The 25222-nt window shown below is 63.7% G+C and carries 24 protein-coding genes; 10 read left to right on the forward strand and 14 right to left on the reverse strand.

Translation table 11 applies throughout. The features are described from left to right. Positions 1 to 2: 2 nt before the first annotated feature. Positions 3 to 1619, reverse strand: a complete 1617-nt coding sequence (locus KMZ68_RS17390) for an ABC transporter substrate-binding protein (RefSeq protein WP_215612434.1) — start codon at positions 1617 to 1619, stop codon at positions 3 to 5. A gap of 482 nt (positions 1620 to 2101) precedes the next feature. Between KMZ68_RS17390 and KMZ68_RS17395 the strand changes: the two genes are divergently transcribed. Beyond that, positions 2102 to 3088, forward strand: a complete 987-nt coding sequence (locus KMZ68_RS17395; protein ID WP_215616376.1) for a GGDEF domain-containing protein — start codon at positions 2102 to 2104, stop codon at positions 3086 to 3088. A 72-nt stretch (positions 3089 to 3160) separates the two neighbouring features. Here the strand turns inward: KMZ68_RS17395 and KMZ68_RS17400 are convergent, their stop codons facing one another. Next, positions 3161 to 3550, reverse strand: coding sequence for a tetratricopeptide repeat protein (locus tag KMZ68_RS17400; RefSeq protein WP_215612435.1), 390 nt, complete (start codon positions 3548 to 3550; stop codon positions 3161 to 3163). Positions 3551 to 3699: 149 nt separating this feature from the next. Here KMZ68_RS17400 and KMZ68_RS17405 point away from each other — a divergent pair, with 149 nt between their 5' ends. The 3 genes from KMZ68_RS17405 (at position 3700) to KMZ68_RS17415 (ending at position 6582) form a co-directional block, all read left to right on the forward strand. After that, positions 3700 to 4458: a proteasome-type protease gene (locus KMZ68_RS17405; protein ID WP_215606080.1), complete on the forward strand. Its 759-nt coding sequence runs from the start codon at positions 3700 to 3702 to the stop codon at positions 4456 to 4458. Between the two features lie 20 nt (positions 4459 to 4478). Next, positions 4479 to 5228 carry an SDR family oxidoreductase gene (locus KMZ68_RS17410; protein ID WP_215612436.1) on the forward strand — a complete coding sequence of 250 codons (750 nt, stop codon included), beginning with the start codon at positions 4479 to 4481 and terminating at the stop codon, positions 5226 to 5228. A gap of 103 nt (positions 5229 to 5331) precedes the next feature. After that, complete coding sequence (locus KMZ68_RS17415; RefSeq protein WP_215612437.1) at positions 5332 to 6582, forward strand: NupC/NupG family nucleoside CNT transporter; 1251 nt, start codon at positions 5332 to 5334, stop codon at positions 6580 to 6582. A 147-nt stretch (positions 6583 to 6729) separates the two neighbouring features. On the opposite strand, the gene KMZ68_RS17420 is transcribed toward KMZ68_RS17415, so the two are convergent. Both KMZ68_RS17420 and KMZ68_RS17425 read right to left on the reverse strand, forming a co-directional pair. Continuing rightward, on the reverse strand, positions 6730 to 7293 hold the full coding sequence (locus KMZ68_RS17420) for a cupin domain-containing protein (protein WP_215612438.1): 564 nt from the start codon (positions 7291 to 7293) through the stop codon (positions 6730 to 6732). A 99-nt stretch (positions 7294 to 7392) separates the two neighbouring features. Next, entirely contained in the window at positions 7393 to 7680 is a 288-nt protein-coding gene (locus tag KMZ68_RS17425; RefSeq protein WP_215612439.1) for an usg protein, read from the reverse strand. 378 nt (positions 7681 to 8058) lie between these two features. Between KMZ68_RS17425 and KMZ68_RS17430 the strand changes: the two genes are divergently transcribed. Beyond that, the gene (locus KMZ68_RS17430) at positions 8059 to 8376 is read left to right on the forward strand and encodes a co-chaperone GroES (RefSeq protein ID WP_027539690.1); all 318 of its coding nucleotides are present in this window, start codon (positions 8059 to 8061) and stop codon (positions 8374 to 8376) included. 139 nt (positions 8377 to 8515) lie between these two features. Beyond that, positions 8516 to 10159, forward strand: coding sequence for a chaperonin GroEL (groL, locus tag KMZ68_RS17435; RefSeq protein WP_215612440.1), 1644 nt, complete (start codon positions 8516 to 8518; stop codon positions 10157 to 10159). A gap of 73 nt (positions 10160 to 10232) precedes the next feature. Here the strand turns inward: groL and KMZ68_RS17440 are convergent, their stop codons facing one another. The 3 genes from KMZ68_RS17440 to KMZ68_RS17450 all read right to left on the reverse strand — a co-directional run bounded on the left by KMZ68_RS17440 (position 10233) and on the right by KMZ68_RS17450 (position 14159). Next, positions 10233 to 12683, reverse strand: a complete 2451-nt coding sequence (locus tag KMZ68_RS17440; RefSeq protein ID WP_249779387.1) for a fused MFS/spermidine synthase — start codon at positions 12681 to 12683, stop codon at positions 10233 to 10235. A 65-nt stretch (positions 12684 to 12748) separates the two neighbouring features. Then, positions 12749 to 12913: a hypothetical protein gene (locus KMZ68_RS17445; RefSeq protein ID WP_215612441.1), complete on the reverse strand. Its 165-nt coding sequence runs from the start codon at positions 12911 to 12913 to the stop codon at positions 12749 to 12751. 403 nt (positions 12914 to 13316) lie between these two features. After that, complete coding sequence (locus KMZ68_RS17450; RefSeq protein ID WP_215612442.1) at positions 13317 to 14159, reverse strand: LysR family transcriptional regulator; 843 nt, start codon at positions 14157 to 14159, stop codon at positions 13317 to 13319. A 130-nt stretch (positions 14160 to 14289) separates the two neighbouring features. Between KMZ68_RS17450 and KMZ68_RS17455 the strand changes: the two genes are divergently transcribed. Beyond that, on the forward strand, positions 14290 to 14886 hold the full coding sequence (locus KMZ68_RS17455) for a cysteine hydrolase family protein (protein ID WP_215612443.1): 597 nt from the start codon (positions 14290 to 14292) through the stop codon (positions 14884 to 14886). Positions 14887 to 14919: 33 nt separating this feature from the next. Here KMZ68_RS17455 and KMZ68_RS17460 read toward each other — a convergent pair whose 3' ends face one another. The 4 genes from KMZ68_RS17460 to KMZ68_RS17475 all read right to left on the reverse strand — a co-directional run bounded on the left by KMZ68_RS17460 (position 14920) and on the right by KMZ68_RS17475 (position 19819). After that, positions 14920 to 16032 (reverse strand): DUF2778 domain-containing protein, encoded by a 1113-nt coding sequence (locus KMZ68_RS17460; protein WP_215612444.1) that lies wholly within the window; start codon positions 16030 to 16032, stop codon positions 14920 to 14922. 210 nt (positions 16033 to 16242) lie between these two features. Further along, positions 16243 to 16980 (reverse strand): DUF899 family protein, encoded by a 738-nt coding sequence (locus KMZ68_RS17465; protein ID WP_215612445.1) that lies wholly within the window; start codon positions 16978 to 16980, stop codon positions 16243 to 16245. 195 nt (positions 16981 to 17175) lie between these two features. Then, positions 17176 to 18678: a glycosyltransferase family 39 protein gene (locus KMZ68_RS17470; protein WP_215612446.1), complete on the reverse strand. Its 1503-nt coding sequence runs from the start codon at positions 18676 to 18678 to the stop codon at positions 17176 to 17178. A gap of 7 nt (positions 18679 to 18685) precedes the next feature. After that, a complete protein-coding gene (locus KMZ68_RS17475; protein WP_215612447.1) occupies positions 18686 to 19819 on the reverse strand; it encodes a glycosyltransferase family 2 protein in 1134 nt (377 codons plus the stop codon). A gap of 483 nt (positions 19820 to 20302) precedes the next feature. Between KMZ68_RS17475 and KMZ68_RS17480 the strand changes: the two genes are divergently transcribed. Then, the gene (locus KMZ68_RS17480; RefSeq protein WP_249779647.1) at positions 20303 to 20647 is read left to right on the forward strand and encodes a phasin family protein; all 345 of its coding nucleotides are present in this window, start codon (positions 20303 to 20305) and stop codon (positions 20645 to 20647) included. Positions 20648 to 20679: 32 nt separating this feature from the next. Here the strand turns inward: KMZ68_RS17480 and KMZ68_RS17485 are convergent, their stop codons facing one another. Next, complete coding sequence (locus KMZ68_RS17485; RefSeq protein WP_215612449.1) at positions 20680 to 20874, reverse strand: hypothetical protein; 195 nt, start codon at positions 20872 to 20874, stop codon at positions 20680 to 20682. A gap of 316 nt (positions 20875 to 21190) precedes the next feature. On the opposite strand from KMZ68_RS17485, the gene KMZ68_RS17490 reads away from it, so the two are divergent. After that, the gene (locus KMZ68_RS17490; RefSeq protein ID WP_215612450.1) at positions 21191 to 22015 is read left to right on the forward strand and encodes a DUF72 domain-containing protein; all 825 of its coding nucleotides are present in this window, start codon (positions 21191 to 21193) and stop codon (positions 22013 to 22015) included. A gap of 148 nt (positions 22016 to 22163) precedes the next feature. Here the strand turns inward: KMZ68_RS17490 and KMZ68_RS17495 are convergent, their stop codons facing one another. Continuing rightward, positions 22164 to 23144 carry a Bug family tripartite tricarboxylate transporter substrate binding protein gene (locus tag KMZ68_RS17495; protein WP_215612451.1) on the reverse strand — a complete coding sequence of 327 codons (981 nt, stop codon included), beginning with the start codon at positions 23142 to 23144 and terminating at the stop codon, positions 22164 to 22166. Positions 23145 to 23310: 166 nt separating this feature from the next. Here KMZ68_RS17495 and KMZ68_RS17500 point away from each other — a divergent pair, with 166 nt between their 5' ends. Beyond that, a complete protein-coding gene (locus KMZ68_RS17500) occupies positions 23311 to 23790 on the forward strand; it encodes a DUF488 domain-containing protein (protein WP_215612452.1) in 480 nt (159 codons plus the stop codon). Positions 23791 to 23808: 18 nt separating this feature from the next. Here the strand turns inward: KMZ68_RS17500 and KMZ68_RS17505 are convergent, their stop codons facing one another. Continuing rightward, positions 23809 to 25140, reverse strand: a complete 1332-nt coding sequence (locus KMZ68_RS17505) for an adenylate/guanylate cyclase domain-containing protein (RefSeq protein WP_249779388.1) — start codon at positions 25138 to 25140, stop codon at positions 23809 to 23811. Between the last annotated feature and the right edge of the window lie 82 nt (positions 25141 to 25222).

The raw sequence follows: 25222 nt of genomic DNA on the forward strand, positions 1-25222 counted from the left end.
CGTCACGCGGAAAGCCAAAGATCGTGCCAGCTCGACGACCCCCAGCGCGGCGTATTGGAGTGATTGCGCGCCTTCGCGATGATAGTGGTCACGAAAATCTGCTCGATCGGCATCCAGACCGGCAGCTCCGTGTTCACCTCCTTGACGAACTCGGCATAGAGCGCCTTGCGCTTGACCGGATCGATTTCGGTCGCCGCGTCATCGATGGTCTTGTCCACGGTCTTGTCTTCCCATCCCCACTGGTTGGTCCAGGGCGCGCCCTTGGGCTGGCCGGAGCGGTACCACACCGTGGTCGAGACCGCCGGGTCGTTGCGATACTGGTGCCATCCGGTCGCCAGATCGAAGGCGTGCTCGCCATAGACCTGCTTGAGGAAGCCGCCGCCGTCGTTGCGCACGATTTCGACGGTGATGCCGACTTCGGACAGCGATTGCTGGATGAAGGTCGACCACAGCGAGATATCCTCGCCCCACGGCGCCGGCAGCAGGCGCAGCGAGAAGCGGGTTCCGCCCGCGCCGGACTTGTATCCGGCCTCGTCTAGCAGCGCCGCCGCCTTGGCCTTGTCGTAGGGATATTGCGGCGTGTTGGCCCCCGGATAGAAATCCGTCGAAGTCGACGGGATCGGCCCGGTTCCGAGCTTGGCGAAATCGCCGAGGAAATTGTCGATGAAGAACGGCACGTTGATGGCGTGCGCGATGGCGCGGCGGACGCGGATGTCGGAGAGTTCCTTGCGGCGGAAATTGAACTCGAGGGTGTTGGTCCGGGCATTGCCCTCGTTGCCCTTGGTCGAGACGACGAAGCGTTTGTCCTTGGCCAGCCGCGCCAAGTCCGAAATGGTGAGCCCTGAGAACGGGCTGTAGTGCAGTTCGCCGGCCTCCATCTGCGCTGCCGCCGCCGCGCGATCGGTGATGACGCGCCAGACGATGCGGTCGAGATAGGGTGCGTTGGGGCGCCAGTAGTCCGGATTGCGGTCGGCGATGACGTATTGGCCGCGCTCATACTTGACGAACTTGAAGGGACCGGTGCCGACGGGAGCGAGATTGGTTGGGTTCTGCCTGATATCGCCGGACTCATAGAGATGCTTGGCCGAGATATAGCCGAGGTCCGGCAGCGCCCGCAGCAACAGGTTGAGCGGCATCGGCCGCTCGTAACGAAAGATGGCGGTCTGCGGGTCGGGCGTGTCGACCGCGGTGAGAAACAGCTGCAGCGTCGAGCCGTAGTTCAGGATCTTCTTCCACATCTGCATCGCGGTAAATTCGACATCCGCCGACGTGAAAGGCTTGCCGTCGTGCCAGGTGACGCCCTTGCGCAGCTTGAAGGTGACGGTCTTGCCGTCAGGCGAGGCCTCCCAGCTTTCCGCGAGAACGCCGACGGGTTTGCCGTTGGCGTCGAGATCGACCAGATTTTCCTGGATCTTGCCCGAGATGATGTAGACGCCGGTGGATGCCTGAATGCTGGGGTTGAGCTGGCGCTGTTCGGCGCCATAGTGAACGTTGAACACGCCGCCCTTGCGCGGCGTTTCCTGCGCAAACGCCCGCATCGGATTGAGGACATTTGCGGCAATCGCAGCCGAGGTCATCAGCGCGGTGCGGCGATTGATCGCCAGACGTGTTAGACCCATCGAAGCTCTCCTGAAGCGTGGCATTGGCAGGCCGCCCATTGGTGGCCCCAGATGCGCATTGCCTGACCGTACGACACAAGCGCGGACAGAGTCATTTCCAAATAAAGCCTGCACGGAAAATTACGTGCTGATCTGGCTTGCCAACAAGAACAATCATTCGGCGATGCTGATGCTCCATTGAGCGGCACGACGCCCGGGACACGGCCTCAAGCGCCTGCCCACATGCATTTCAACCGCGAACGAAGAGAGTTCGAGGGACCACGCAGTCCTTTCCAGAGCGCGAGCAACGATATTTGCGAACGAGATGCAAGACCCGGCATCTGAATTGCCTGCCGGCAAAGGATTAGTGAAAGTTTAATTCGGTTGCCTTAGATACAGGCGGCATTCCGCTGAATCGCTGGCACCAACTCATGGCAGACGACATCCTCAACGACATGGATGTGGAATATGCAACCACTGTTGCGGACCGCGCGATCCGGTCGATGTCGCTACAATCTGTACCTGCAACGCCTAACAATTTCGCGGTCTGGTTCAACTATGCGATGGGCACCTCGCCGGCGCTTAGAAAGACCATCGATATTCTGATCGGCAACAAACGCAAATTCGATTCCGCGATCAATCACGAACTCTACGTGACCTATGTCAACCCGCAGTCCAATGCCGGTACCGCCGCCGGTGATTTTCCCGAACAGCTGCAAGGGGTGATATCCAGCGCCAGGCAATTCCTTGCGGCAGCCATTTCCGACAATCGCACACAGATCGAGGCGCTCGGCGAGGTCTCGTCACAAGTCGAGACAACCAGCGATCCGAGATCGATCATCGAAAAGCTGGTAACCGAATTGTCAAAGGCGACGACGCGGGCCTCGGCTTTGGAGGCCAATTTCGCCGAGACGTCGCACGAACTGGACAAGATCCGCGACTCGCTGAAGCTCGCAGAGCAACGCTCGAACACCGATGAACTCACCGGGCTGGCCAACCGGCGTTCGCTGGATGAGTTCTTTCGATCGGCTTTGATTGCCGCGATGGAGACGGGCGAGCCGCTCAGCACCCTGATGATCGACATCGATCATTTCAAGAAATTCAACGACAGCTTCGGACACCAGGTCGGGGATCAGGTTCTCCGGCTGGTGGCCAAGGTGATGCAGGACAACGTCCGTGACGTCGATCATGCGGCTCGCTACGGCGGCGAGGAGCTGATCGCAGTACTTCCGGGAACCGACCTCACTTCTTGTGTAGCGGTGGCTGAACGCATTCGCCGCCGCATTTCGGAAGCGCGGCTGACCCGACGCGCCACCGGCGAAGAGATATCGAGCGTCACGGTTTCAATCGGCGTCGCGCAATTCCGGATGGCAGAATCGGCAGAGGCCATGATCGAGCGCTGCGACCGCGCGCTCTATCAAGCGAAACAGTCCGGCCGCAACAAGACGGCCACGGAAAAGGACGTCGATGGCGACGTGGCCGCCGCCTAGCCCTCAGGAGCCACGGCCTTCCCGGTTTTGAAACGCGCGAGCCAACCAGAGCACCGCGAATTGACTCCGCCCTCAATACTCGCAAGCCCGGTAATTCGACGTCTCGCAGGCCTGCGCCATTTCGCTCGCCTGTGAAATTTCCTGCGGGCTCATGGCTTGCGATACCTGCTGCAGCTCCGCCTTGGCCCTGGCGTCGCCGCGCCTGGCGGCGAGGCTGAGCCACATGAAGGCGCGGGCCGAGTTGCGCGCGACGCCCTGCCCCTTCTGGTACATCACACCGACCAGGTGCTGCGCCCTGGCGTTGCCGGTCTCGGCGAGCGGACGGAACAGCCGGATCGCCGGCACGTAATCGCCGCGGTTATAGGCCGCCATGCCGTCTTCCCAGGGGCCTGCGCAGGCGGCCGAGATACCCCAAATTTGCGCGGCCACGATCATGCCGCCGATCACAACTGGTTTTCGCATGGCCGCCCCGCTTCGGATTGAACCGTGGTCTTCTACCCGTTCGGGGATGGCTGCGCCAAGGGGAATGAAGGGGAATTGGGGTTGGATGGCCCCCTGAAATTGGCTACACGTTTCCCGTCGATCATCGCGGATGGTTCCGGGGACTGGGAATGACCTATTGTTGCGGAGTGCTGGTGCGGGACGGGCTGGTGATGATCGCCGACACCCGCACCAATGCCGGGCTCGACAACGTCTCGACCTTTCGCAAGCTCCACATCTTCAACAAGCCTGGCGAGCGCATCATGGCGATCGCCAGCGCCGGCAATCTCGCGATCAGCCAGTCGGTGCTGTCGACCCTGACCGAGGGTCTGGAAGACCCGCACACCGGCGAGATCGAGACGCTGATGAACGCGCCGACCATGTTCCAGGCCGCGCAGCGCATCGGCCGGGCGATCCGCGCGGTGCACGCCACAGAAGGCGTCGCGCTGAAGTCCGAGGACATCAATTTCGACGTCTCGTTCCTGTTCGGCGGCCAGATCAAGGGCTCGCGGATGCGGCTGTTCATGGTGTACCCGGCCGGCAACTTCATCGAATGCACCACCGACACGCCCTATTTGCAGATCGGCGAGCACAAATACGGCAAGCCGGTGCTCGACCGCGCCATGCATTATGACGTCGAACTCTACGAGGCGCTCAAGACCAGCCTGATCTCGATGGACTCGACCATGCGCTCCAATCTCGGCGTCGGCCTGCCGATCGACGTGCTGGTGGTGCGCGCCGACGTCTGCGACGCCGATCTCAATCACCGCATCGAGGCGGGCGAGCCGTATTTCCACGATTTGCGCTCGCGCTGGTCGGCGGCGCTGCGCGCGGCGCACCAGAATATTCCGAGACCACCCTACAAGACCGAACCAGACGCAAAAACATAAAACACAAGGGCAGGAAACCAATGGCCGACAAGATTGCAGTGGTGACGGGCGCAGGCACCGGCGTCGGACGCGCGGCGTCGCTGGCGCTGATGAACGCGGGCTTCACGGTGGTGCTCACCGGACGCCGCATGGAAATGCTGGAAGAAACCAAAAAGCTCGGCGACAATGTCGGCAAGAGCCTGTGCGTGTCCGCCGACATGACCGATCCCGGCTCGATCGCAGCGCTGTTCGCCAAGGTGATGGACACCTACGGCCGGCTCGACGTGCTCTTCAACAATGCCGGTATGGGCGCGCCGCCGGTGAACTTCGAGGATCTGAGCCTCGAGCAATGGCAGGCGGTGGTGAACACCAATCTGACCGGGCCGTTTTTGTGCACGCAGCATGCGTTCCGGATCATGAAGGACCAGACCCCGCGCGGCGGCCGCATCATCAACAACGGCTCGATCTCGGCGCACGCACCGCGGCCGTTCTCGGCGGCCTATACCTCCACCAAGCACGCCATCACCGGCCTGACCAAGGCGACCAATCTCGACGGCCGCATGTACGACATCGCGGTCGGTCAGGTCGACATCGGCAACGCCGCGACCCCGATGACCGACCGCATGGTCGCCGGCGTGCTGCAGCCCGACGGCCGCAAGATCCCGGAGCCGCGGATGGACGCCAAGGCGGTCGGCGACGCCGTGGCCTACATGGCCGGGCTGCCGCTCGACGCCAACGTGCTGTTCATGACGGTCATGGCGACGAAGATGCCGTTCGTGGGGCGGGGGTAAGCAGCGCGCTCACCCCGTCATTGCTCGCAATGACACACTAACCAACGGCATTGCACACCTGACGGCCCTGCCCCCATAATCCCCCCGGGGCCGCGGGGGAATCATGCTGCAGCTGCAATCGGCGTTCGGCGTGTTGGCGCTGCTTCTGATCGCGTGGGCGTTCGGCGAGAACCGCCGCGCGGTGTCGCTGCGGCAGGCGGCGATCGGGCTCGCCGTGACCTTTCTCACCGCACTGGCGCTGATCAAGCTGCCGTTCGTGGCGCATGGCTTCGGCGTCATCAACGACGCCGTCGGCGCCGTCTCCGCAGCATCCCGCGCCGGGACCTCCTTCGTGTTCGGCTATCTCGGCGGGGCCGCGCTGCCGTTCGACCCGAAGGCGCCGGGCGCCGCCTTCATCCTGGCGTTCCAGGCGCTGCCGGTCGTGCTGGTCATGAGCGTGCTCACCACGCTGTTGTTCTACTGGAGGATCCTGCCGCCGGTCGTGCGCGGCATGGCGTGGCTGCTGGAGCGCACGCTTCGGGTCGGCGGCGCGGTCGGGCTCTCCACCGCCGCCAATATTTTCCTCGGCATGGTCGAAGCGCCGCTGTTCATCCGGCCCTATCTGGCGCGGCTGACGCGCAGCGAACTTTTTCTGGTGATGACCGGCGGCATGGCCGGCATCGCCGGCACCGTGCTGGTGCTGTACGCCACCCTGCTGGCGCCGCTGATCCCGGATGCCGCGGTGCATTTCGTCATCGCCTCGGTGCTCGGCGCGCCCGCGGCGATCCTGATCAGCCTGATCATGGTGCCGGAGACCTCGGACAAGCGCACCGGCGGCGGGCTGATCGATCCCGACATCCACGCCTCCTCCACCATGGACGCGATCGTCAAGGGCACCACCGCCGGGCTCGAACTCCTGCTCAACATCATCGCGATGCTGATCGTGCTGGTGGCGCTGGTCTATCTCGCCAACGCCATCCTCGGCCTGTTGCCCACCATCGGCGGCGCCGAGATCTCGATGCAGCGGGTGCTCGGCTATGTCATGGCGCCGGTGTGCTGGCTGATGGGCCTGCCGTGGCCGCAGGCGGTCACCGCCGGCAGCCTGATGGGAATCAAGACCGCGCTGAACGAGCTGATCGCCTATGTCGATCTGTCGAAGCTCGGCCCCGACGCGCTCGATCCCCGCTCCCGGCTGATCATGCTTTACGCGATGTGCGGCTTCGCCAACTTCGGCAGCCTCGGCATCATGATCGGCGGCCTCGGCACCATGGCGCCGGAGCGCCGCGGCGAGATCAATGCGCTCGGCCTGAAGTCGATCGTGTCGGGCACGCTGACGACCTGCCTGATGGGCGCGATCGTCGGGGTGTTGAATTAGTTGTCGTCATTCCGGGGCAGCCCCAACGGGTCGGCGCTTTCGCGCCGCCCGATGACAGGCTCCGGGCTGAACCCGGAATCTCGAGATTCCCCGATGTGCCATTGCACATCTGAGGTTCGACGCTTCGCGCCGCCCCGGAATGACGGCTTACGCCGTCAGTTCGACGGTATCGAACTCCGCCGGCAGGATCACTTCCAGCAGTTCGACGTCGTCGGAATAATCCATGATCAGGTGCTTGATGCGGGGTGGTTGGATCCAGGCGCTGCCCTCCTCCATCAGGGTCTCGCCCTGTCCCTCCATGTAGGTCTTCACCCAACCTTTGAGGACATAGACCATCTGGAATTCGACATCGTGGAAGTGCAGTTTCGAAACCTCATCGGGATCGCACGGTCCGACCAGCCGGATCACATGCGCCTGCGCCAGGCCCTGGGTCGCATCGGCGAAGCCGAGATCGCGGTATTTCGCATAGGCGCGCAAGCCATCGGCCTTGAAATCTTCTTCACGATGATGGCTGACGGCGACGCGCTGCTTCGGGCGGGCGCGCTTGGCGGCAGGCACCGCGCGCGCCTTGGTCTTGCGGTCCTTGGCCTTGATGGTTTTTCGCGCGGTGGATTTGGCCGCTGTCTTCTTGGCGGCGGTCTTGCGCGCCGGCGATTTCTTCAACGCGGCGGTCTTCGACGCGGCGCGCGATTTCGGCTTCTTCTGGGCCATTGGTGCTCTCCCTTTCCGAATGGAGGAAAGAGGCTAGCACAATTTGGGCTTCGCGGGGTGGGCCAAAGCGCGCTCGCGCCGCGCCCACCCTGCCCCGTGTCAATGCAGCCGGAACACGCCGTCGACGGCGCGCAGCTCGGCGGGCTTGATCAGCTTGGAATGCGCCACCGTGACCGAGAACAGCGGGCCTTCGAGCCTCTCCTGCCAGAAGACGAGGAAATCCTTCAGCGCCGGAAATTTCGGAAACAGATCGTAGTTCTGCCAGACGTAGGTCTGCAGCAGCGACGGATGATCCGGCATCCGATACAGGATCTGCGCCGTCGTCAGCCCGTAACCCAGCACCTGCTTCCGAAAGTCGTCGGAAACAACTCCAACCCGCGAAACCATGCCAACCTCCATTGCTGGAGCGCATTCACGTGGTGGCCACCAACCGGAGCCACCCCGGCGGAGATGCGCTCACATGAGAGAAATGTGACGCACGCGACCCGCCCATCACAAGCCTAAATGTTTAACGATTTGTTGAAAAAGGCCGCGTTAGCAGCAGCTTACCGCATGTGCTAATATGGCTTTCGCCGGTTTGGCCGCCGGAATTAATGATGATGAACGATTTTGGCAGGCGCCATATTTGAGTGCCAGTTTTTCTGCTAGAAGCCCTTGTCCCCGCAACAAACCAGCCCTATGTCCAGAGCGCCCCGCTGGCACTCGCTGGACGGGACTGCTAATTTTTTAAAAACTCTAACATCTTCAAAATCTTAGGAGGACTGCATGAAATTCCGTCCGCTTCACGACCGCGTCGTGGTCAAGCGCATCGACGCCGAAGAGAAGACCGCAGGCGGCATCATCATTCCGGACAGTGCCAAGGAAAAGCCCTCGCAGGGCGAAATCACCGCCGTCGGCCCGGGCGGCCGCGACGAAGCCGGCAAGCTGATCCCGATCGACCTCAAGGTCGGCGACCGCGTGCTGTTCGGCAAATGGTCCGGCACCGAGGTCAAGCTCGATGGTCAGGAACTGCTGATCATGAAGGAAAGCGACATCATGGGCGTCCTCACCGACGTTCCCGCCACCAAGAAGAAGGCCGCGTAAGCCGCGTCCGTTCCCTCATCCTGAGGAGCCGGCGCAGCCGGCGTCTCGAAGGATGAGCCCCATGCTCAACTCATCTCATCCTTCGAGACGCCCTCCGGGCTCCTCAGGATGAGGATCCAGTTCAAACGGAGACAAATAAATGTCAGCTAAAGAAGTCAAATTCGGCGTTGATGCCCGCGATCGCATGCTGCGCGGCGTCGACATCCTCGCCAACGCGGTGAAGGTCACGCTCGGCCCCAAGGGCCGCAACGTCGTGCTCGACAAGTCGTTCGGCGCTCCCCGCATCACCAAGGACGGCGTCACCGTCGCCAAGGAGATCGAGCTCGAGGACAAGTTCGAGAACATGGGCGCCCAGATGGTGCGCGAAGTGGCCTCGAAGTCGGCGGATGCTGCCGGCGACGGCACCACCACCGCGACCGTGCTCGCGGCTGCGATCGTCCGTGAAGGCGCCAAGTCGGTTGCCGCCGGCATGAACCCGATGGACCTGAAGCGCGGTATCGATCTGGCTGTCGAAGCCGTGGTCGCCGACCTCGTCAAGAACTCCAAGAAGGTCACCTCGAACGAGGAAATCGCCCAGGTCGGCACCATCTCCGCCAACGGCGACTCCGAAATCGGCAAGTTCCTCGCCGACGCCATGAAGAAGGTCGGCAACGAGGGCGTCATCACGGTTGAAGAAGCCAAGTCGCTCGAGACCGAACTCGACGTCGTCGAAGGCATGCAGTTCGACCGCGGCTACATCTCGCCCTACTTCGTCACCAACGCCGACAAGATGCGCGTCGAATTCGACGACGCCTACATCCTGATCAACGAGAAGAAGCTCTCCAACCTGAACGAACTGCTTCCGCTGCTGGAAGCCGTGGTGCAGACCGGCAAGCCGCTCGTCATCGTCGCGGAAGACGTCGAAGGCGAAGCTCTCGCCACCCTCGTCGTCAACCGTCTGCGTGGCGGCCTCAAGGTTGCCGCCGTCAAGGCGCCGGGCTTCGGCGATCGCCGCAAGGCCATGCTGCAGGACATCGCTGTCCTGACCGGCGGCCAGGCGATCTCGGAAGACCTCGGCATCAAGATGGAGAACGTGACCCTGCAGATGCTCGGCCGCGCCAAGAAGGTGATGATCGACAAGGAGAACACCACCATCGTCAACGGCGCCGGCAAGAAGGCCGACATCGAAGCCCGCGTGCATCAGATCAAGGCACAGATCGAGGAAACCACCTCGGACTACGACCGCGAGAAGCTGCAGGAGCGTCTGGCCAAGCTCGCCGGCGGCGTCGCGGTGATCCGCGTCGGCGGCGCGACCGAGGTCGAGGTCAAGGAGCGCAAGGATCGCGTTGATGACGCGATGCATGCGACCCGTGCGGCGGTCGAAGAAGGCATCGTGCCGGGCGGCGGCGTCGCTCTGCTGCGCGCCTCCGAGCAGCTCAAGCGCATCAAGACCCAGAACGACGACCAGAAGACCGGCGTCGAGATCGTGCGCAAGGCGCTGTCCGCGCCGGCCCGCCAGATCGCAATCAACGCGGGCGAAGACGGCTCCGTCATCGTCGGCAAGATCCTCGAGAAGGATCAGTACGCCTACGGCTTCGACTCGCAGAACGGCGAATACGGCAACCTGGTCACCAAGGGCATCATCGACCCGACCAAGGTGGTTCGCGCGGCGATCCAGAACGCAGCCTCGGTTGCGGCTCTCTTGATCACCACCGAAGCCATGATCGCCGAACTGCCGAAGAAGAACTCTCCGGCCGGCGGCGGCATGCCCCCGGGCGGCGGCATGGGCGGCATGGACTTCTAAGTCCAGCCACTCAAGGCGACTACACAGGAATGCAAAACCCCGGCAGCGATGCCGGGGTTTTTCTTTCGGGCCGCTATTTATTGAGCGATATCGCCGCCAATCCTGCTCGTTCATTCCATTTGCGCATCAGGGCACCCAGCACGTTGGAATAGTCGTCCGACCAGACATCCTGCGCCGGGTCACGATGCAGGACCGGCCAGTATCGCGACTTCGCCAGCCCACCAAAATCCTGTTCGCCGCGTGCCACCGCCACTACCTTCGGCACCCATTTGTTTTCATGAACGCTCTCTTGCACGTCGCCGCCGCGATAGTAGCGCGCGATAGCACCATTGGCTTCGGCGACGCCGGCCACAACGGAGGCGAGTTCCATGTTGCGGTTCGAGACGTGCACGGCCACGATGCCGTTCGGAGCGAGCTTGCCAAAGTACATCGCCATGGCCTCACGGGTCAGCAGATGGATCGGGATTGCTGCACCGAGGAATGCGTCGATGAAGATCAGGTCGTAGGGCTCGGCGGAAGCATCCGACAGCGTCAGCCGCGCATCACCCTGCACGATCTCCGTCCCCGGCCCGCACTCCGAAATGTAGTTGAACAGTTTTGGATCGCGAGCGACGCGGATGACGTCCGGATCGATCTCATAGAATGTCACGCTATCGCCGGGCTTGGTGCGGCAGGTCAGCGCTCCCGTGCCAAGTCCGATCACGGCCATCTTGATGGGACCTCCGACCCGGGCGCGAACCGCATCGACGGTTTGCGCAATGCCAGCGCCGTCAAAGAACTCCGCCACCATCTCGGGGCGACCCGTCACGCGAACGCCGAGGTCGTCACGGATTCGTTGCGAACCTTGGCCGATGGTGCCGTGCCAGAGCACACGAAACCGGCCATCGCTGGTTTCAGCGGCATTGAGGACGCCGAAGAAATTGCGGACGACGTAACCTTCCCGGCCGTAGTGGAAACCATACGCGTTGGTGAAGAAGATGAAGGCGATGATCGCCGCAAAAGAAACTGGCGCACGCCAGTAGTAGACCGTCGCGCCGAGCAATAACCCGTTCATGACGATGATCGACGCGGTGTCGAACTGGATGTCAACCCACTTCAGGACGAACACAGCGAGCGCCGCCGCCGTGAGCGCGACGAGCAGCAATTTCCGCATAGCGCTGTCGGTCAAGGCCCTGCCTATCGAGGCGGTGGCCGGCGGGACGCACAGGATTGCCAGCACGATCAGGATCGGATACTCCGCGACCCAAGTGAACAGATGCGGCGCCACCAGTCCTGTCGTGATACCGCCGATCAGTCCGCCGCTCGAAAGCCAGATGTAGAAATTGGTCAGATAGCGCGCCGCCGGCCGCCGGCGGGCCAATTCGCCGTGGCACATCAGCGCCGTCACGAAGAACGCAGCGATATGGACGCTCAGCGAGCTGATCAGCCATTCGACCGGATTGATGCTGACGAAGACGACCAGCAACAGGATGAAGGCCGGGAATGCCCTGACCACCAGCCAATGCGGTATGAGGGGGCGGGTTTGGAAGGCGATGACCAGGCTCAACAGATAAAGCGCGAGCGGCAGCACCCAGAACAGCGGTACGGCGGCCACGTCGGTCGACATATACGCGGTTACAGCCAGCAAGAGACCCGAGGGCACCGCCGACAGCCCGATGCAGGATGCCACATTGCGCCAGCTCGGCGGCGCGGCGAGCGCCTCGACCGTAACTGTGTGGCTCGGCAAAACCCGCGATCGTAGCGATAGCGTTGCGCAGCCGCCAATCAGCGCGATCAGGCCATAAAAGCCGACGGTCCAGAACCAGGTCTGGGCGCCAAGCCCGACAAACGGCTCGACCACGAACGGATACGAAACCAACGCCAGGAAGCTGCCGATGTTGCTCGCGACATAAAGGAAATAGGGATCCTGCGCAGAAGGATGATCGGTGCGGGCAAACCACGCCTGAAGCAGCGGTCCGTTGGCGCTGAGCGCAAAGAACGGCAATCCGATCGACGCGGTGAAGAGCCCAATCAGCCAGAATGTTTCGCCCTCCGCGGGCGGACGGCCCCAATCGGCGGCAATGTGAAGCGGCAGCGCCGCGCAGGCCGCTGCCGTGACGATCACATGAATGACGAGCGCCAGCCGCAGCGGCACAAATCGCATCAGCAGGTGCGCGTAGACGTAGCCGGCCAGCAACATCGCCTGAAAGAACACGGTCGCCGTCGTCCAGACCGCAGCGGAGCCCCCCAATCGCGGAAGTACCATCTTCGTAAACATCGGCTCCACCGAGAACAGCAGCGCCGCGCTGGCGAAAATCGCAGCGATGAAGGTCGCCAGCCTCAAACTGTCGGAGGCAATTGCTTTCGGCGCCTGGCCTATCGTGCGATCAAATACGGTCATGTTCATCCCTTTCAGGTATCGGTAAAATGCCCGTTCGACACGGGCGGAGCGCAACCACTCGTCCAAAGGTCGCGCGATGGGGATCGTTTCAGCGTGCTTCCAAGAAAGCCCCGGTGCTTGAGCACCGGGGCTTTCCGGTGTCACCTCAGATGACGCCGCGTTCGATTGCTTTATGCGACGTCACTCTTCGGCTGGGATCAGCAGCTGGGCTACTTCCTGACGCCGCCCATGCCGCCGCCGCTACCGTCTCCCATTCCGGTCATGCCACCGGTGCCGTCCATGTTGCCCCGGGCCGAGCCGGCCGACATACCGGCATAGGTCGCGGTAACCGCAATCAAAGCCGCGATCACAAATTTAACGATCGAGTGTCGCATGTTGACTTCCTTTCATGTTCGCCCGCATCGCGGGTGAGTGCAGACGATCATGAACAGAGGTCGGGAAATGTGATTTGGGTAACACTGGCGGTGACCGGCCGATCGCTGTGGTTCGCGCGCATGAATCCTTGATGAATTCGATTTTCGGACTGCAGAATGTCCGCCCCGTCTCCGCGGGCTTCAGGCAGACCCGCCTGGTGAGCATGGCATCAAAACTCTGCTCGTCGCTCGCGCGAAGGTCGATGCGGCTAACCTTCTTCACCAGCCGTTCAAGACATTCCAGCTTCGCGCGGGGTCAGTTCATAGATATGCCGCCGCGTCACGCCCTGCATCCGTACATGTGCATGAAATGCGTTGTTTGGCGCCGCCCCGGAATCGCGAATGACGGCCCGCGCGTTCCCGCCTACGCCTTCGAAAATTCCTCAAAGCAGCCGCGAACCCAATCGATCGCGGCGCGCGCCGCGGGATCGCGCTTGAGGTGGTTCTGCACCAGGAGCCAAACGTCGCGGCGCCGCGGCAGCAGCGTGGCGCGCAGGCCGCGGTCCGACAGCAAATCCTCGCAGGAATGTTCGGGCAGGATGCCGATGGCCTGATGGCTCTGGATCAGCGTTTTGATGATGCGGACATTGTCCGTGATGCAGCGCGCGCGTTGTTGCAGTCCCCTCGCCTTCAGGAACTGGGATTCCGGAGTGAGGTCGAGGTCATCAGGATAGCTGCAGATCGCCGGCTCGAAATCGGGCGCGGCGGCCGGCTCGAAAAAATACAGCCTGACTTCAGCAAGCTTCGAAATCGTGAAATCGCCCTTGTCGGGTTTTCGCAGGCGAATGGCAAGATCGGCGCCCCAGCGCGAGAATTTCACGTTCTCGCTGGAGGTAAGGAAATGCAGGGTCAGGCCCGGGTTCGCCACCAGCAAACGGCAGGCGCGCGGAGCCAGCAGTTCCTCCGCAATGGCGCTGGTGGACGCAATCCGGAAGCGCCCGGTCAGACCGGCCAAGCTCTCGCCGACCTTGCCGATGTCGGCAACGTGCGCCGCCATCGCCTCGATATGCGCGAGAACCGCCTCGCATTGCCGCGTCGGCCTGCGCACCCCGTCGACGGCCTCGAACAATCTCAGGCCCAGCGCGCGCTCGATGCGCGCCAGACGCCGGCCTACCGTCGTCTCGTCGATCCGCAGCCGCGCGCTGGCGCCGGCATAGGTGCCTTCGTCCCTGACCGCGGCAACGATGCGGAGATCATCCCAGTTCATGCTCTGCGTTATCACGACGCCGCCCCTTCCTGCAATATTGCAGCCATGGGTCGCGCATTTCCTGCGTGAAAGCAGGCTCCATTACGCTATGTTCGGCCATCGGCAACCCGCAATCGGGAATCCTGCAACCATGACCGTCGCCAAGACCCTGCTTCAGCTCGCCGGCGCCGACCTCAGCCTTCCCAAGCTGAGCGACGCCTCCCTCGTTCTGATCGACCTGCAGAACGAATATCTCGCAGGCCCGCTCGCTCTGCCCGATGCCCATGCGGCGATCGCAAACGCCGCAAAACTGCTGGCGCGGGCGCGGAACAGCGGGGCCGCGATCTTTCACGTCGCGCACAAGGGACGGCCCGGCAGCCTGTTCGACCGCGCCGCCGAGCGTGGCGCGATCGTATCCGCGCTGGCTCCGCTGGATGGCGAGCCGGTGGTCGAGAAGGAATTGCCCAATGCGTTCGCGGGAACCGATCTGCAGCCGCGCCTAGCCGCGACCGGGCGCAAGAACATCATCCTCGTGGGCTTGATGACGCATATGTGCGTCAGCTCCACGGCGCGAGCGGCGCTCGATCTCGGCTTTCGCGTCACCATCGACGCCAACAGCTGCGCCACGCGCGACCTTCCCGACGGCCGCGGCGGTACAATTGCCGCCGCAACGGTTCACGACGTGGCGCTGGTCGAGCTATCCGACCGCTTCGCGATCATCGCCCGCGAGGGCGACGCGCTGGCGTAGCCGGGATGAAGAAGCTGCCGTAGCCGCGCCCCCTCACTCCACCCGTGCCACCACCGCCAGCCGCTTGATGCCGCGGTTGCGGTAGGCGTCGAGGAATGCGTAGTAGTCCTTGAACGACACGCAGCCGTTGGAGTCGCCGTTGGGGCCGAGCATGTAGGTATGCGCGAGCAGCCCGGTGCGGCCGAAGATCTTGTCCTCGCCGCCGATCGGATTGAGCCGAAGCGCCGGCACGCCGTGGAACAGTGCCTCGCGCGGGGTCAGTTCATAGATATGCGGCGGCGTCACGCCCTGCATCCGCACATGTGCGTAACGCACGTCGTCCATCTTGGCGCCGAGCCCGGAATGCGCTTCCAGCACGGTGCCGTCGGGCAGATAGACCTTGCGCGCCGCAATGTCGTAGACTGCGGTCGAGCGATCGTAGGGCGCCGATCCCCCGAGCATCGGGTTCTGTTCCCTGGGCAGGCTGCCGGTCGCGCTGACATCGGCGGAAGCGTAGGACAGCAGCGATCCGCGCGACGGTTCCTTGCCCCACAATTTCTCGACCATGCTGGGCTTGCCGCCGGAAGCAATCGACATCACAGCCGCCTTGGCACGCTGCGTCATGTCCTTGACGGAGGCCGCCGCGCCCTTCGCCGGCTTGGCTTCGATGGGATCCGTCGCCGGCGCCAGTGCGGCAACCTTGGCAGGCGCCGGCGCGCTTGGTTTCGGCTTCGCCGCTTCGACCTGTTGTGACGCTGAAGCGAGCTTCATCGTCTCGGCTTGCGGCTGCGGCTGCGGCTCGACCGACTGCGGCGCAGCGGCTGCGAAACGATCGCGGAACATCAGCGATGTGGCGGATGCGATCGCAGCAGGTGCGGAGACGACCGGCGTCGGTTCGGGCAAGGCGGCGAACACGGTGTTGACGATCGCTTGCGGGGTCGGGGCCGCGACGGCCTGCGGACGCCGGATCACCGGCGCATCGAAATTTCCGCCGGCCATGGTCGGATAGATGTTGGCGCCGAAAACATGCGTATAGAGATTCCAGGCGCAGCCGACCACCAGGCACGCGACCGCGGCGCTTCCGAAAACATGGTTAGGAATAGCTTTACGGGATTTTTTTCGCTTCGAGGCCGCGAACTGGCTGGACGCACTCGTACTATAACTCATTCGCCTCGTACCCAGACAAGTTCCACTTTTTTCCTCTTCGCAGCACCGGATCGAAAGTTCCGGCAGAGCGTTTCGCAGAGGCGCGGAGCGTCATTAAGGCGACTTTTAGTTAAATGCGGATTAAGTGTGGGCGGTTATTGGGCATGGTTAACGGCGCGGCCGATTCAGTGAATCGGCCGCATATTCATGCGGTTTTACGACGTTCCGAATTCAATAATTCAGCTTCGGATACCAGTCGGCGCCGCGGCCTTCGGGCGTGACGTCGAGGATGGTCCACAGCGGCATCAGATCGGGCGCGCCGCGCGGATCCTGGCCGGGATCGGCGGATGCGCCGTTCATCTCGCCGCCCCAGAAATGCCTGATTGTGACACCGTTCCCTTCCTGGCGCCGCGTGAACACGTTGAACGCCGCATCGTCGCCGCCGTCCGTTGTCAGCGCATGATAGTCGCGACTGAATTCGCCTGAGATATCGGAATAGAGCGGCAGATGATGCCAGCCGCGCTCGCGCTTGAATGCGACCAGCCGCGCGATCGGCGAGCGCGCGACGATGGCAAGTGCGACGCGCTGCGCAATATCCGGCACCTCGCCGTCCCACGCCGACAACAGCGACGTGCACATCGGGCACGGCCGCTCGCGCTGCGGGCCGTACATGTAGCTGTAGACGACCAGCGTATCCTTGTCCCCGAACAGGCCGGCGAACGACGTCTTGCCGCTCTCGCCCTCGAAGGCGTAGTTCTTTTTGACCTCGCCGCCCGGCGGCAGTGCGCGGCGCTGCGCGGCCACGCGCTCGATGTGGCGGCGGAGCTCGATCTCCTCGGCCAACAGCGCCTCGCGGGCGCGGCGATATTCGGCGCTCTCGTTGGGAAAACGCATGCCGCTGGCGCGCGCGAGTTCAGCGGCGGGTTTCAGGCTGGAATGGCCGGCGACCTTCAGAGTGGAACTGCTCATGGCATGACCTCCGTTCGAGTGGGGTTTGCTATAAGACGTTCGGGGAGGCATCGAACCGACGGGATGGAAGAAATATTTTCCGGTCGTCATACGCGGGCTTGACCCGCGTATCCATCCGACTTCAAGAGACTCTTGCGAAGAAGATGGATTGCCGGGTCAAGCCCGGCAATGACGAGCCGCAAAAGGCCCCCGCCCCTACTGCAGTTCCGGCGGCGGCGAGCGGTCGAGCACGCTGCCCTTCGGGGATTCCAGCAACTCGAGCGAATAGGTTTCGATGGTGAGCGGGCCGCGCTTGCGCGTGAGTTCGGCGACCTTCTCGGCCCTCGCGTAATTTTGCTGCAAATAGCGCCGGCCGGCGGGCCGCGCCTCGTCGATGAACAGCAGCTTGCCGGACAACTGCGCCTCGGACGGTTCGGGCATGTTGACCCAGCGGATGCGCTGGGTCGGCTGCACCACGCAACTTCCCTTGGGCAGATAGAAGGCGAGCCATCCGGTGGTGCCATAGTCCGGCGCCAGCACGCAGGTCGCGCCAGTGCGGACGCGCACCGCCTCGATCTCGCCGGCCAGTTCGCGCCAGCCGACGCCGACGCTGCGCACGGTAGCGTCGCGGCGATAGCCCGTGAGCACGCCGGTATCGGCCTGCACGATCAGCAGCACGAACATGGGGATCGCCGACGGCGCCGCCCAGCGCAGGCAGAAATCGGCGAGGCGCTGGCGGCGCGGGTCCCATCGCGTCAGATGCGCGGCGACTGCGGCGGCGATCGCAAATGCCGGATAGACCGGCGCGAACCAGTTGGCCTCGACCCGGGCATGCAGCGAATGCCAGATGAAATACACCACGATGGTCCAGAACATGGTGTTGACCAGCATCCGCGCCGCGAACGCTCCGGCATCGCGCCAGACCAGGGCGTGAAGCCCCATCGCGCCGAGGATGAATACCAGCGGCGTCGCGAACGCGACCTGGGTCGGAACCAATTCGCCGATGAAGGCCGGCCGGAAATCCTCGATCCTGGCGCGGCCGATCTGCTTGATGAAGGAGACCCAGTGGTGATCGGCGTTCCAGAGGATCACGGGGGAAAAGACCGCCAGTGCCACGAGCCCGCCGAGATAGGGCCAGGGCGAGACCAGCCAGCGCCGCAATTTCGGAACCGCCGCGAGCCAGATCAAGATCGCCGCGCCGAAAAACATCGCGGTGTATTTTGAGAGCAGCGCGGTGCCGACCGCAGCACCGACGGCGAGCCACCAGGCGCCGCGCCCGGTCTCCAGCACCTTGGCCAGAAAGAACAGCACGAAGCTCGAGGCCACCAGCAGCGGCGCATCCGGCGTGACGATCAGGGTGCCGACCGCGGCCATCAAAGTGAGGTTGAGCAGGACGGTGGCGGTCGCCGCCACCCGCTGGCCGCCGAACAGGATCGCGGCGGTGCGGTACACCGCAAAACTCATCGGCAGCGCCAGCAGGATCGAAACCAGCCGCACGCCGAGTTCGGTGTCGCCCGCGATCATGGTGCCCGCGCGGATCACGAACGCCACCGCGGGCGGATGATCGTAATAGCCGAAGGCCAGATGCTTCGACCACATCCAGTAATAGGCCTCGTCGAAGGTCAGCGGCGTCCAGGCGGCGGCGACCAGCCGCAACACCACCAGCGCCAGCACCGTAAGCGCCGTGTTGCGGGCGAGTCGCGCCTCGTTCGAACTCATTTTCCGATCATCGCTTGCGCCAGACGAACAACCCGGACATCGCGTAATTCCATACCACACCCATCAGCGCGCCCGCGGCACCCGCGAGCCACCAGATCGGCTCCTGATCGTAGACCGAGAACGCGACGCCGACATTGGCGACGAGGCCGACGCTGCAGACCAGATAAAACAGCAACAAGCCGCGCAGGATCGCAAAACCCTTCAGCCGCTGGTCGCGATAGGTGAGAAAATTGTTGAGGATGAAATTGCTGGTCATGGCGACGACCGCACCGGCCGCCTGCGCGTGCGGAAACGGCACGTTGAAAACGTCGAGCGCGATCTTCAGCGTTGCCAGGTGCACGACGAGGCCGATCGAGCCGACCATCGCGAACAGCAGGAAGCGCAGCGACACCACGTCGTTGGTCAGCTTCGCCAGCACGAGGCCGAGAAAATCCAGCGCCACCATGGAATCGAGCTTGCTCTCGCCGTGCAGCCGGGTGCCGAAGGTGAAGGGAATTTCCTTGACCCGCAGTTCGCCGCGCGCGGTGGCGACGATGTCGAGCAGTATCTTGAAGCCCTGGGTCGAGAGCTGCGGCGCCAGTTGCTCGAAGCGGTCGCGACGAATCATGAAGAAGCCGCTCATGGGATCGGCGATCTTCACCCGCAGCACCCGTTTGGCGACTTCGGTGGCAAGCTGACTGGCCCCGGCCCGCTGCCGGTTGAAACTGTCGGCGCTGCCGCCTTCGATGTAGCGGCTGCCGACCACGAGATCGAATTCACCGCTTTGCAGCAGCGCCAGCATCTTCGGCAATTGCGTCTCGTCATGCTGCAGGTCGGCGTCGATCACGGCGGCGCACGGCGCGCTGGAAGCCAGGATGCCCTCGATGCAGGCGCCGGACAGGCCGCGCCGGCCGATCCGCCGGATGCAGCGGACGCGGGTATCGGCCCGCGCCAGGCCGCGCACCACCTCCCAGGTTCCATCGGGGGAATTGTCGTCCACGAAGATGACTTCGAAGGGAATGCCGGCGAACGTCGCCTCCAGCCGTCGGTACAGCGTGGTGACGTTGTCGCGTTCGTTGAAGGTGGGGACGATGACCGAAATCCGGGGCGCAACAGCTGATTGCGGCTGGGTTTCGGGGCCCGGTCTGATGGCTTCATTCATGCCGCCAGCGTATATCCGATAGCGTCGGGGGAAGCCAAGGGAGGCCAAGGGAGGCCCCAGGGCGACGGGCCGAAAAAGCGCGGTCCGGGGGCTCAAAACGGGCCAAAACAGGCCCAAAAATGCCAACGACCACGAACAGAGGGCGCGCGTACATCCGGCGCTGCCTTACTATTCCGTGGTCGTCCCAGCGCCGGAGCTATGAAGCATCGACGTCGCCGTTAGAAACTAGATAGGAACGGTCGGGCCGTTCTGCAAGGGGGCAGAGGCGCGCGCCGGGTCATGCGAATTTCCAAATGTCACCACGCCAGCGCCCCGCAAGGGACAATCCGGAACCGCGATTCCAGCGCAAACATGACGAACTTTGCGACTTTGGTTTGATTTGGAAAACGGGGGATCCAGGAAATGTCGGGTGCAGACCAGAACAAGTCAGGGGGAAAGTCCGGCCGGCGGAACCGGAAGGCGCAACAGCAGCGGAGCCAGAACCTGGAGCCGCAGCAGGCCGCCAAGGAGCCGGTCGAAGCAGCAGCCGCGCCAACCGACACCTCGCCGACCGGTACGGTCGCGCCGGCGAACACTCCCCCGATCGGCTTGCAGACGATCGCGACGGCCTACAGCGACTACACCATGAAGTCCCTCGAAGAGGCCCGGTGCTTTGTCGAGAAGCTCTCCGGCGTGCGCTCGCTCGACAAGGCGCTCGAGATCCAGAGCGAATTCGCCAGGCAGGCTTACGAGACCTACACTGCGGATTCGCGGAAGATTCGCGAACTCTACAGCGACCTTGTCATGAAGGCGTTCACGCCTTCGAAGCCGCCGCCGGCGGCGCGCTAAATCCCGCTGCTCCGCGGCCCCCTGTGGGCTGGCTACTGCGGCACTTCCCGCACAACCGGCCCGCGGACGGCGGGTGCGGCCGGAACCGCGGCCTTCGGCGCCTCGATCTTCTGCGCCTCCTTGGCCGGCTTGCCCATCTGCCCGACCGGTCCAAAGACGAACGCGATCACCAGCACCACCGCTGCGATGATTCCGCCCAACAGTTTTGCGATCGATTCCGAGTCCATCCTGCTACTTCCCTGGTCGCCTCACCGAGGCCGGTCGATCGGCAACGCGCCGGTCCTGCCCGTCCATCGCCGCCGGTATCTTAAGCCTGTTTCTTACGTTCCAGAAAGCGTCTCAGCCGTTCATTGACTTCGGCCGCCTCGCCCGCAGCCGTTCGATCGTCGCCAGCCATCGCCCATCCTAGCCGGACGGAGCGGGCTTACAAGACGGGAGCCTGCGCCGGCGGCGCGGCCCACTCACGGTGAACTGGCCAATCAGGGCTCACTTAATTAGAGTCGATGCGGCAGGTTTCTTCCCTCTTTCCCGACGAGACTCCCCGTGACCAAATCCCCGAAGTCCGCCTCAAAATCCTCCGGCCATATCTACATCGGCGTCGGCGGCTGGACCTTTGCGCCGTGGCGCGGGGTGTTTTATCCGGAGAAGCTGACGCAGGCGAAGGAGCTGGAATATGCCGCATCGAAACTGACCTCGATCGAGATCAACGGCACCTATTACGGCTCGCAGAAGCCGGAAAGCTTCCGCAAATGGGCGCGCGAGGTGCCTGACGGGTTCGTGTTCTCGCTGAAGGGGCCGCGCTTCGCCACCAACCGGCGGGTGCTGGCGGAAGCCGGCGATTCGGTCAAACGGTTCTACGATTCCGGCGTGCTGGAGCTCGGCGACCGGCTCGGTCCGGTGCTCTGGCAATTCGCGCCGACCAAGAAATTCGACGAGGCCGATTTCGGCAAATTCCTCGAGCTGCTGCCGCGCAGCCTCGAAGGCCGCGCGCTGCGCCATGTGGTCGAGGTGCGGCACGACAGTTTTTGCGTGCCGGACTTCATCGCGCTGTTGCGCCGGTTCGAAACGCCCGTGGTGTTCGCCGAGCACGGCAAGTATCCGGCGATCGCTGATATCACCGGCGATTTCGTCTATGCCCGGCTGCAGAAGGGCAATGACGAGCTGAAGACCTGCTACCCGCCGAAACAACTCGACGCCTGGGCCAAGCGCTTCCAGATTTGGGCCGGCGGCGGCGAGCCGGACGACCTGCCGCGGGTCGATCCCAAGCCTGCGAAGAAAACGCCGCGCGACGTGTTCGCCTATGTCATCCACGAGGGCAAGGTGCGCGCACCGGCCGGCGCGATGGAACTGATCGCGCGGTTGAAGTGATCGCTGCGTTGGAGCACTTCCAGCACCGTGGCCTCATCCTTCGAGACGCCGCGCTTGCGCGGCTCCTCAGGACGAGGTTGTTAGACCCTCATGGTGAGGAGCGCGGCTACGCCGCGCGTCTCGAACCATGTGGCCGTGCAGGTCCGCTTCAATCCAGCTTGATGCCGGCCTCGCGGATCAGCCTGGTCCAGGTCTCGTATTCGGAGGCGACGAAGGCGTTGAGCTTGTCGTCCGGCAGGTCCCACACCTCGCCGCCGCTCTTTTCGAAACGCTCCTTGAGATCCGGCAACGAGGCGCGAATTTCCTTGCGCAATCTGGCGATCGCTTCCGGCGGGGTCTTGGCGGGAACAAAAATGCCGAGCCAGGAATCGACATCGAGCCCGGGCACGCCGGCCTCCGACATCGTCGGCACGTCGGGCGCGAGCGGGCTGCGCTTCGACGACAGCACGGCGATGCCCCTCGCTTGCCCCGACCGCACGTAGGGCAGGCCTGCCGCGATCGAATCGAAGAACAGATCGATGCGGCCGGCGAGCAGGTCGGTGAAGGCCGGCGGCGAGCCCTTGTAAGGCACTTCCAGGAACTTCACGCCGGCAGCCTTCATGAAGGCGGCCGCCACCAGATGCTGGCCGGTGCCGACGCCCGCGGTCGCCACCGTGATCGAGCCCGGCTTGGCCTTCGCCGCCGCAATGATGTCCTTGAGGCTCGCCTGCGGCAGGTCCTTGCGGCCGACCATCACATAACCGAACTTGTAGACCAGCGCGACCGGCACGAAATCCTTCAGCGGCTGGTAGCCGAGCTTGGAATAAAGCGCCGAGTTGAAGGCCATGTTGGAGAGCCCGCCGACCAAGAGCGTGTAGCCGTCCGGCTCGCTCTGGGCCGCGGCCTGTGTCCCGACCACGGTGCCGGCGCCGGGCTTGTTCTCGACCACGAAGGTCTGACCCATGCGTTTCGACAGCACGTCGGCGAGATAGCGGCCGACCAGGTCGTAACTGCCGCCCGGGCCGATGGGCACGATGATCTTGACGGGACGGTCGGGATAGCTGCCTTGCGCCTGCGCCGCCGCTGCACCGAGCGCGAGCGGCGCAAGCATGGCGGCGATCCATGCCAGCGATCGGCGAAATCGGATCATCGTATTCCCCCCGATAGAAACCGGCCTTCGACAGGCTCTTATTTCGGAGCGGACTATGCGACATGCCGCGGCCGGCGACAATGGATGCATAACCTCGGCGGTTATGGAAATCCGGCGGGCGGTGGCATAGCCTTCCGCCGATCACAGCAAACGCCGGGACGCCGACATGGTACGCAAAGCTTTGGCACGCAAGACCAACCGCCTCTTCACCATCGGCTATGAACAGACGCCGGCCAAGGCGGTGCTCGACGAACTCGAGCAGGCCGGCGTGAAGCTGCTGGTGGACGTGCGCGCGGTCGCGGCCTCCCGCCGCCCCGGCTTTTCCAAGAACCAGCTCGCCGCTGGGCTCGACGAGCGCGGCATTTCCTACCTGCATCTGCGCGGGCTCGGCACGCCCAAGGACGGCCGCGAGGCAGCCCGCAGCGGCCAGTTTGATGCGCTGCACAAGATCTATGCCAGGCACCTGAAGACGCCGCAGGCGCGCGAGGAGCTCGACGAGCTGTCGGCGCTGGTGAAAAAATCCGGGCCGGTCTGCATCCTCTGCTACGAGCGCGATCACCGCGAATGCCACCGGCAGTGGATCGCCGAGATCATCGAGGAGCGTGACGGGGTGAAGGTGGAGAACCTGACGGCGAGGCAGGTCTAGAATCTACCAGATCAGACGCTATCCCAACTGCCACACCGCCATCGGCCGCTCGTAGCCCCTGATTGCGACTTCGCCGAGCGGCACCGCATCGCTGCCGTCATCGCCGAGCGCGTCGCGAACGTCGGCCGAAATCAGGAACTGCGAATTGAAGTCCTTGTTGAGCGCTTCCAGCCGCGCCGCGAAGTTCACGGTATCGCCGATCACGGTGTATTCCTTGCGCCGGGGCGAGCCGATATTGCCGGCGACGACCTCGCCGAAGTGAATGCCGATGCCGATCCGCAGCGGCCAGCTGGTTTCCCGGTTGATGTGCTCGTTCGCAGCCAGCATTTCGCGGGCGGCGGCGACCGCGCGGTGCGCGGCGTCGGGCGCCTCCAGCGGCGCGCCGAACAGCGCCAGAAAGCCGTCGCCGAGAAACTTGTTCAGGATGCCGCCATGGCGATCGAGGATATCGACCAGCACCCCGAACGCGCCGTCGAGACGCTCAACCACCTCGCGCGGCGAGCGCGACCGTGCGCCGGCGGTAAAGCTGCGGAAATCGACGAACATCACGGCGACCTGGCGGATTTCGCTGTCGGTCCTGGCGCCCTCCGTCAGCAGGCGCTCGACCACCTGCGGCGAGACATGCTGGCCGAACAGGTTGGTGATGCGGTCGCGCGCGGTCGCAGCGACGATGCTGGCCTCGAACTGCCGGCGCAGCTGCATCCCCACCGCGCCCGCCAGCATGCCGCAGACCAGAATGACGAGGCCGCGGACGAGATGAAATGCGAGATCGGGCGCCGGCTCGGTGGCGAATTGCTCCGGGCGATAGAACATCGCCATCGCGAACAGTTCCGCCGCCGCGACGAAGCCGGTGAAGGTCGAGAGCCAGAAATCGAGCCGCAGGGTCGAAAGGATGATGAAGATGAAATAGACCAGCGGTATCACGAAGGCCAATGCCTGCGCCGGCCCCATCGCCTTCATCTGCAGGTACAGCGCAACGGTGACCAGGCTGGTTTCGATCAGGGCCCCGAGATAGCGCCGCGCATGGGGCACGTCGCGGCCCTGCGCCAGCCGCTGGCCGAGTACGCGCAGCACCGACAGTTCGAACAGCGCGAACGCAAGAAAGACGGCATACAATGGCAGGATCGGGACATGGCCATGCCAGATCCGCCCGATGGCGTCGGGCGCGATGAGATAGGCCGCGGTCAGCATTACCAGCAGCAGCGAAATGGTGACGAGGATCGCCTTGACCCGGAGCCGCTCGGTCAGCAGGATTTCGCGGGTCAGCGCCTGTTCGAAGTCGGCCGACACCGCCGGTTGTTGCTTGTCCATCTTGCCCACAATGACATCGCGCCCATTTTCCGTTGTCATTCCGGGATGGTTCGAAGGACCGGACCCGGAATCTCGAGATTCTCCCGATGTGCAATTGCACATCGTAGTTCGACGCTTTCGC

It is taken from the genome of Bradyrhizobium sediminis (assembly GCF_018736105.1).
In the GTDB taxonomy this organism is placed as follows: Bacteria; Pseudomonadota; Alphaproteobacteria; order Rhizobiales; family Xanthobacteraceae; genus Bradyrhizobium.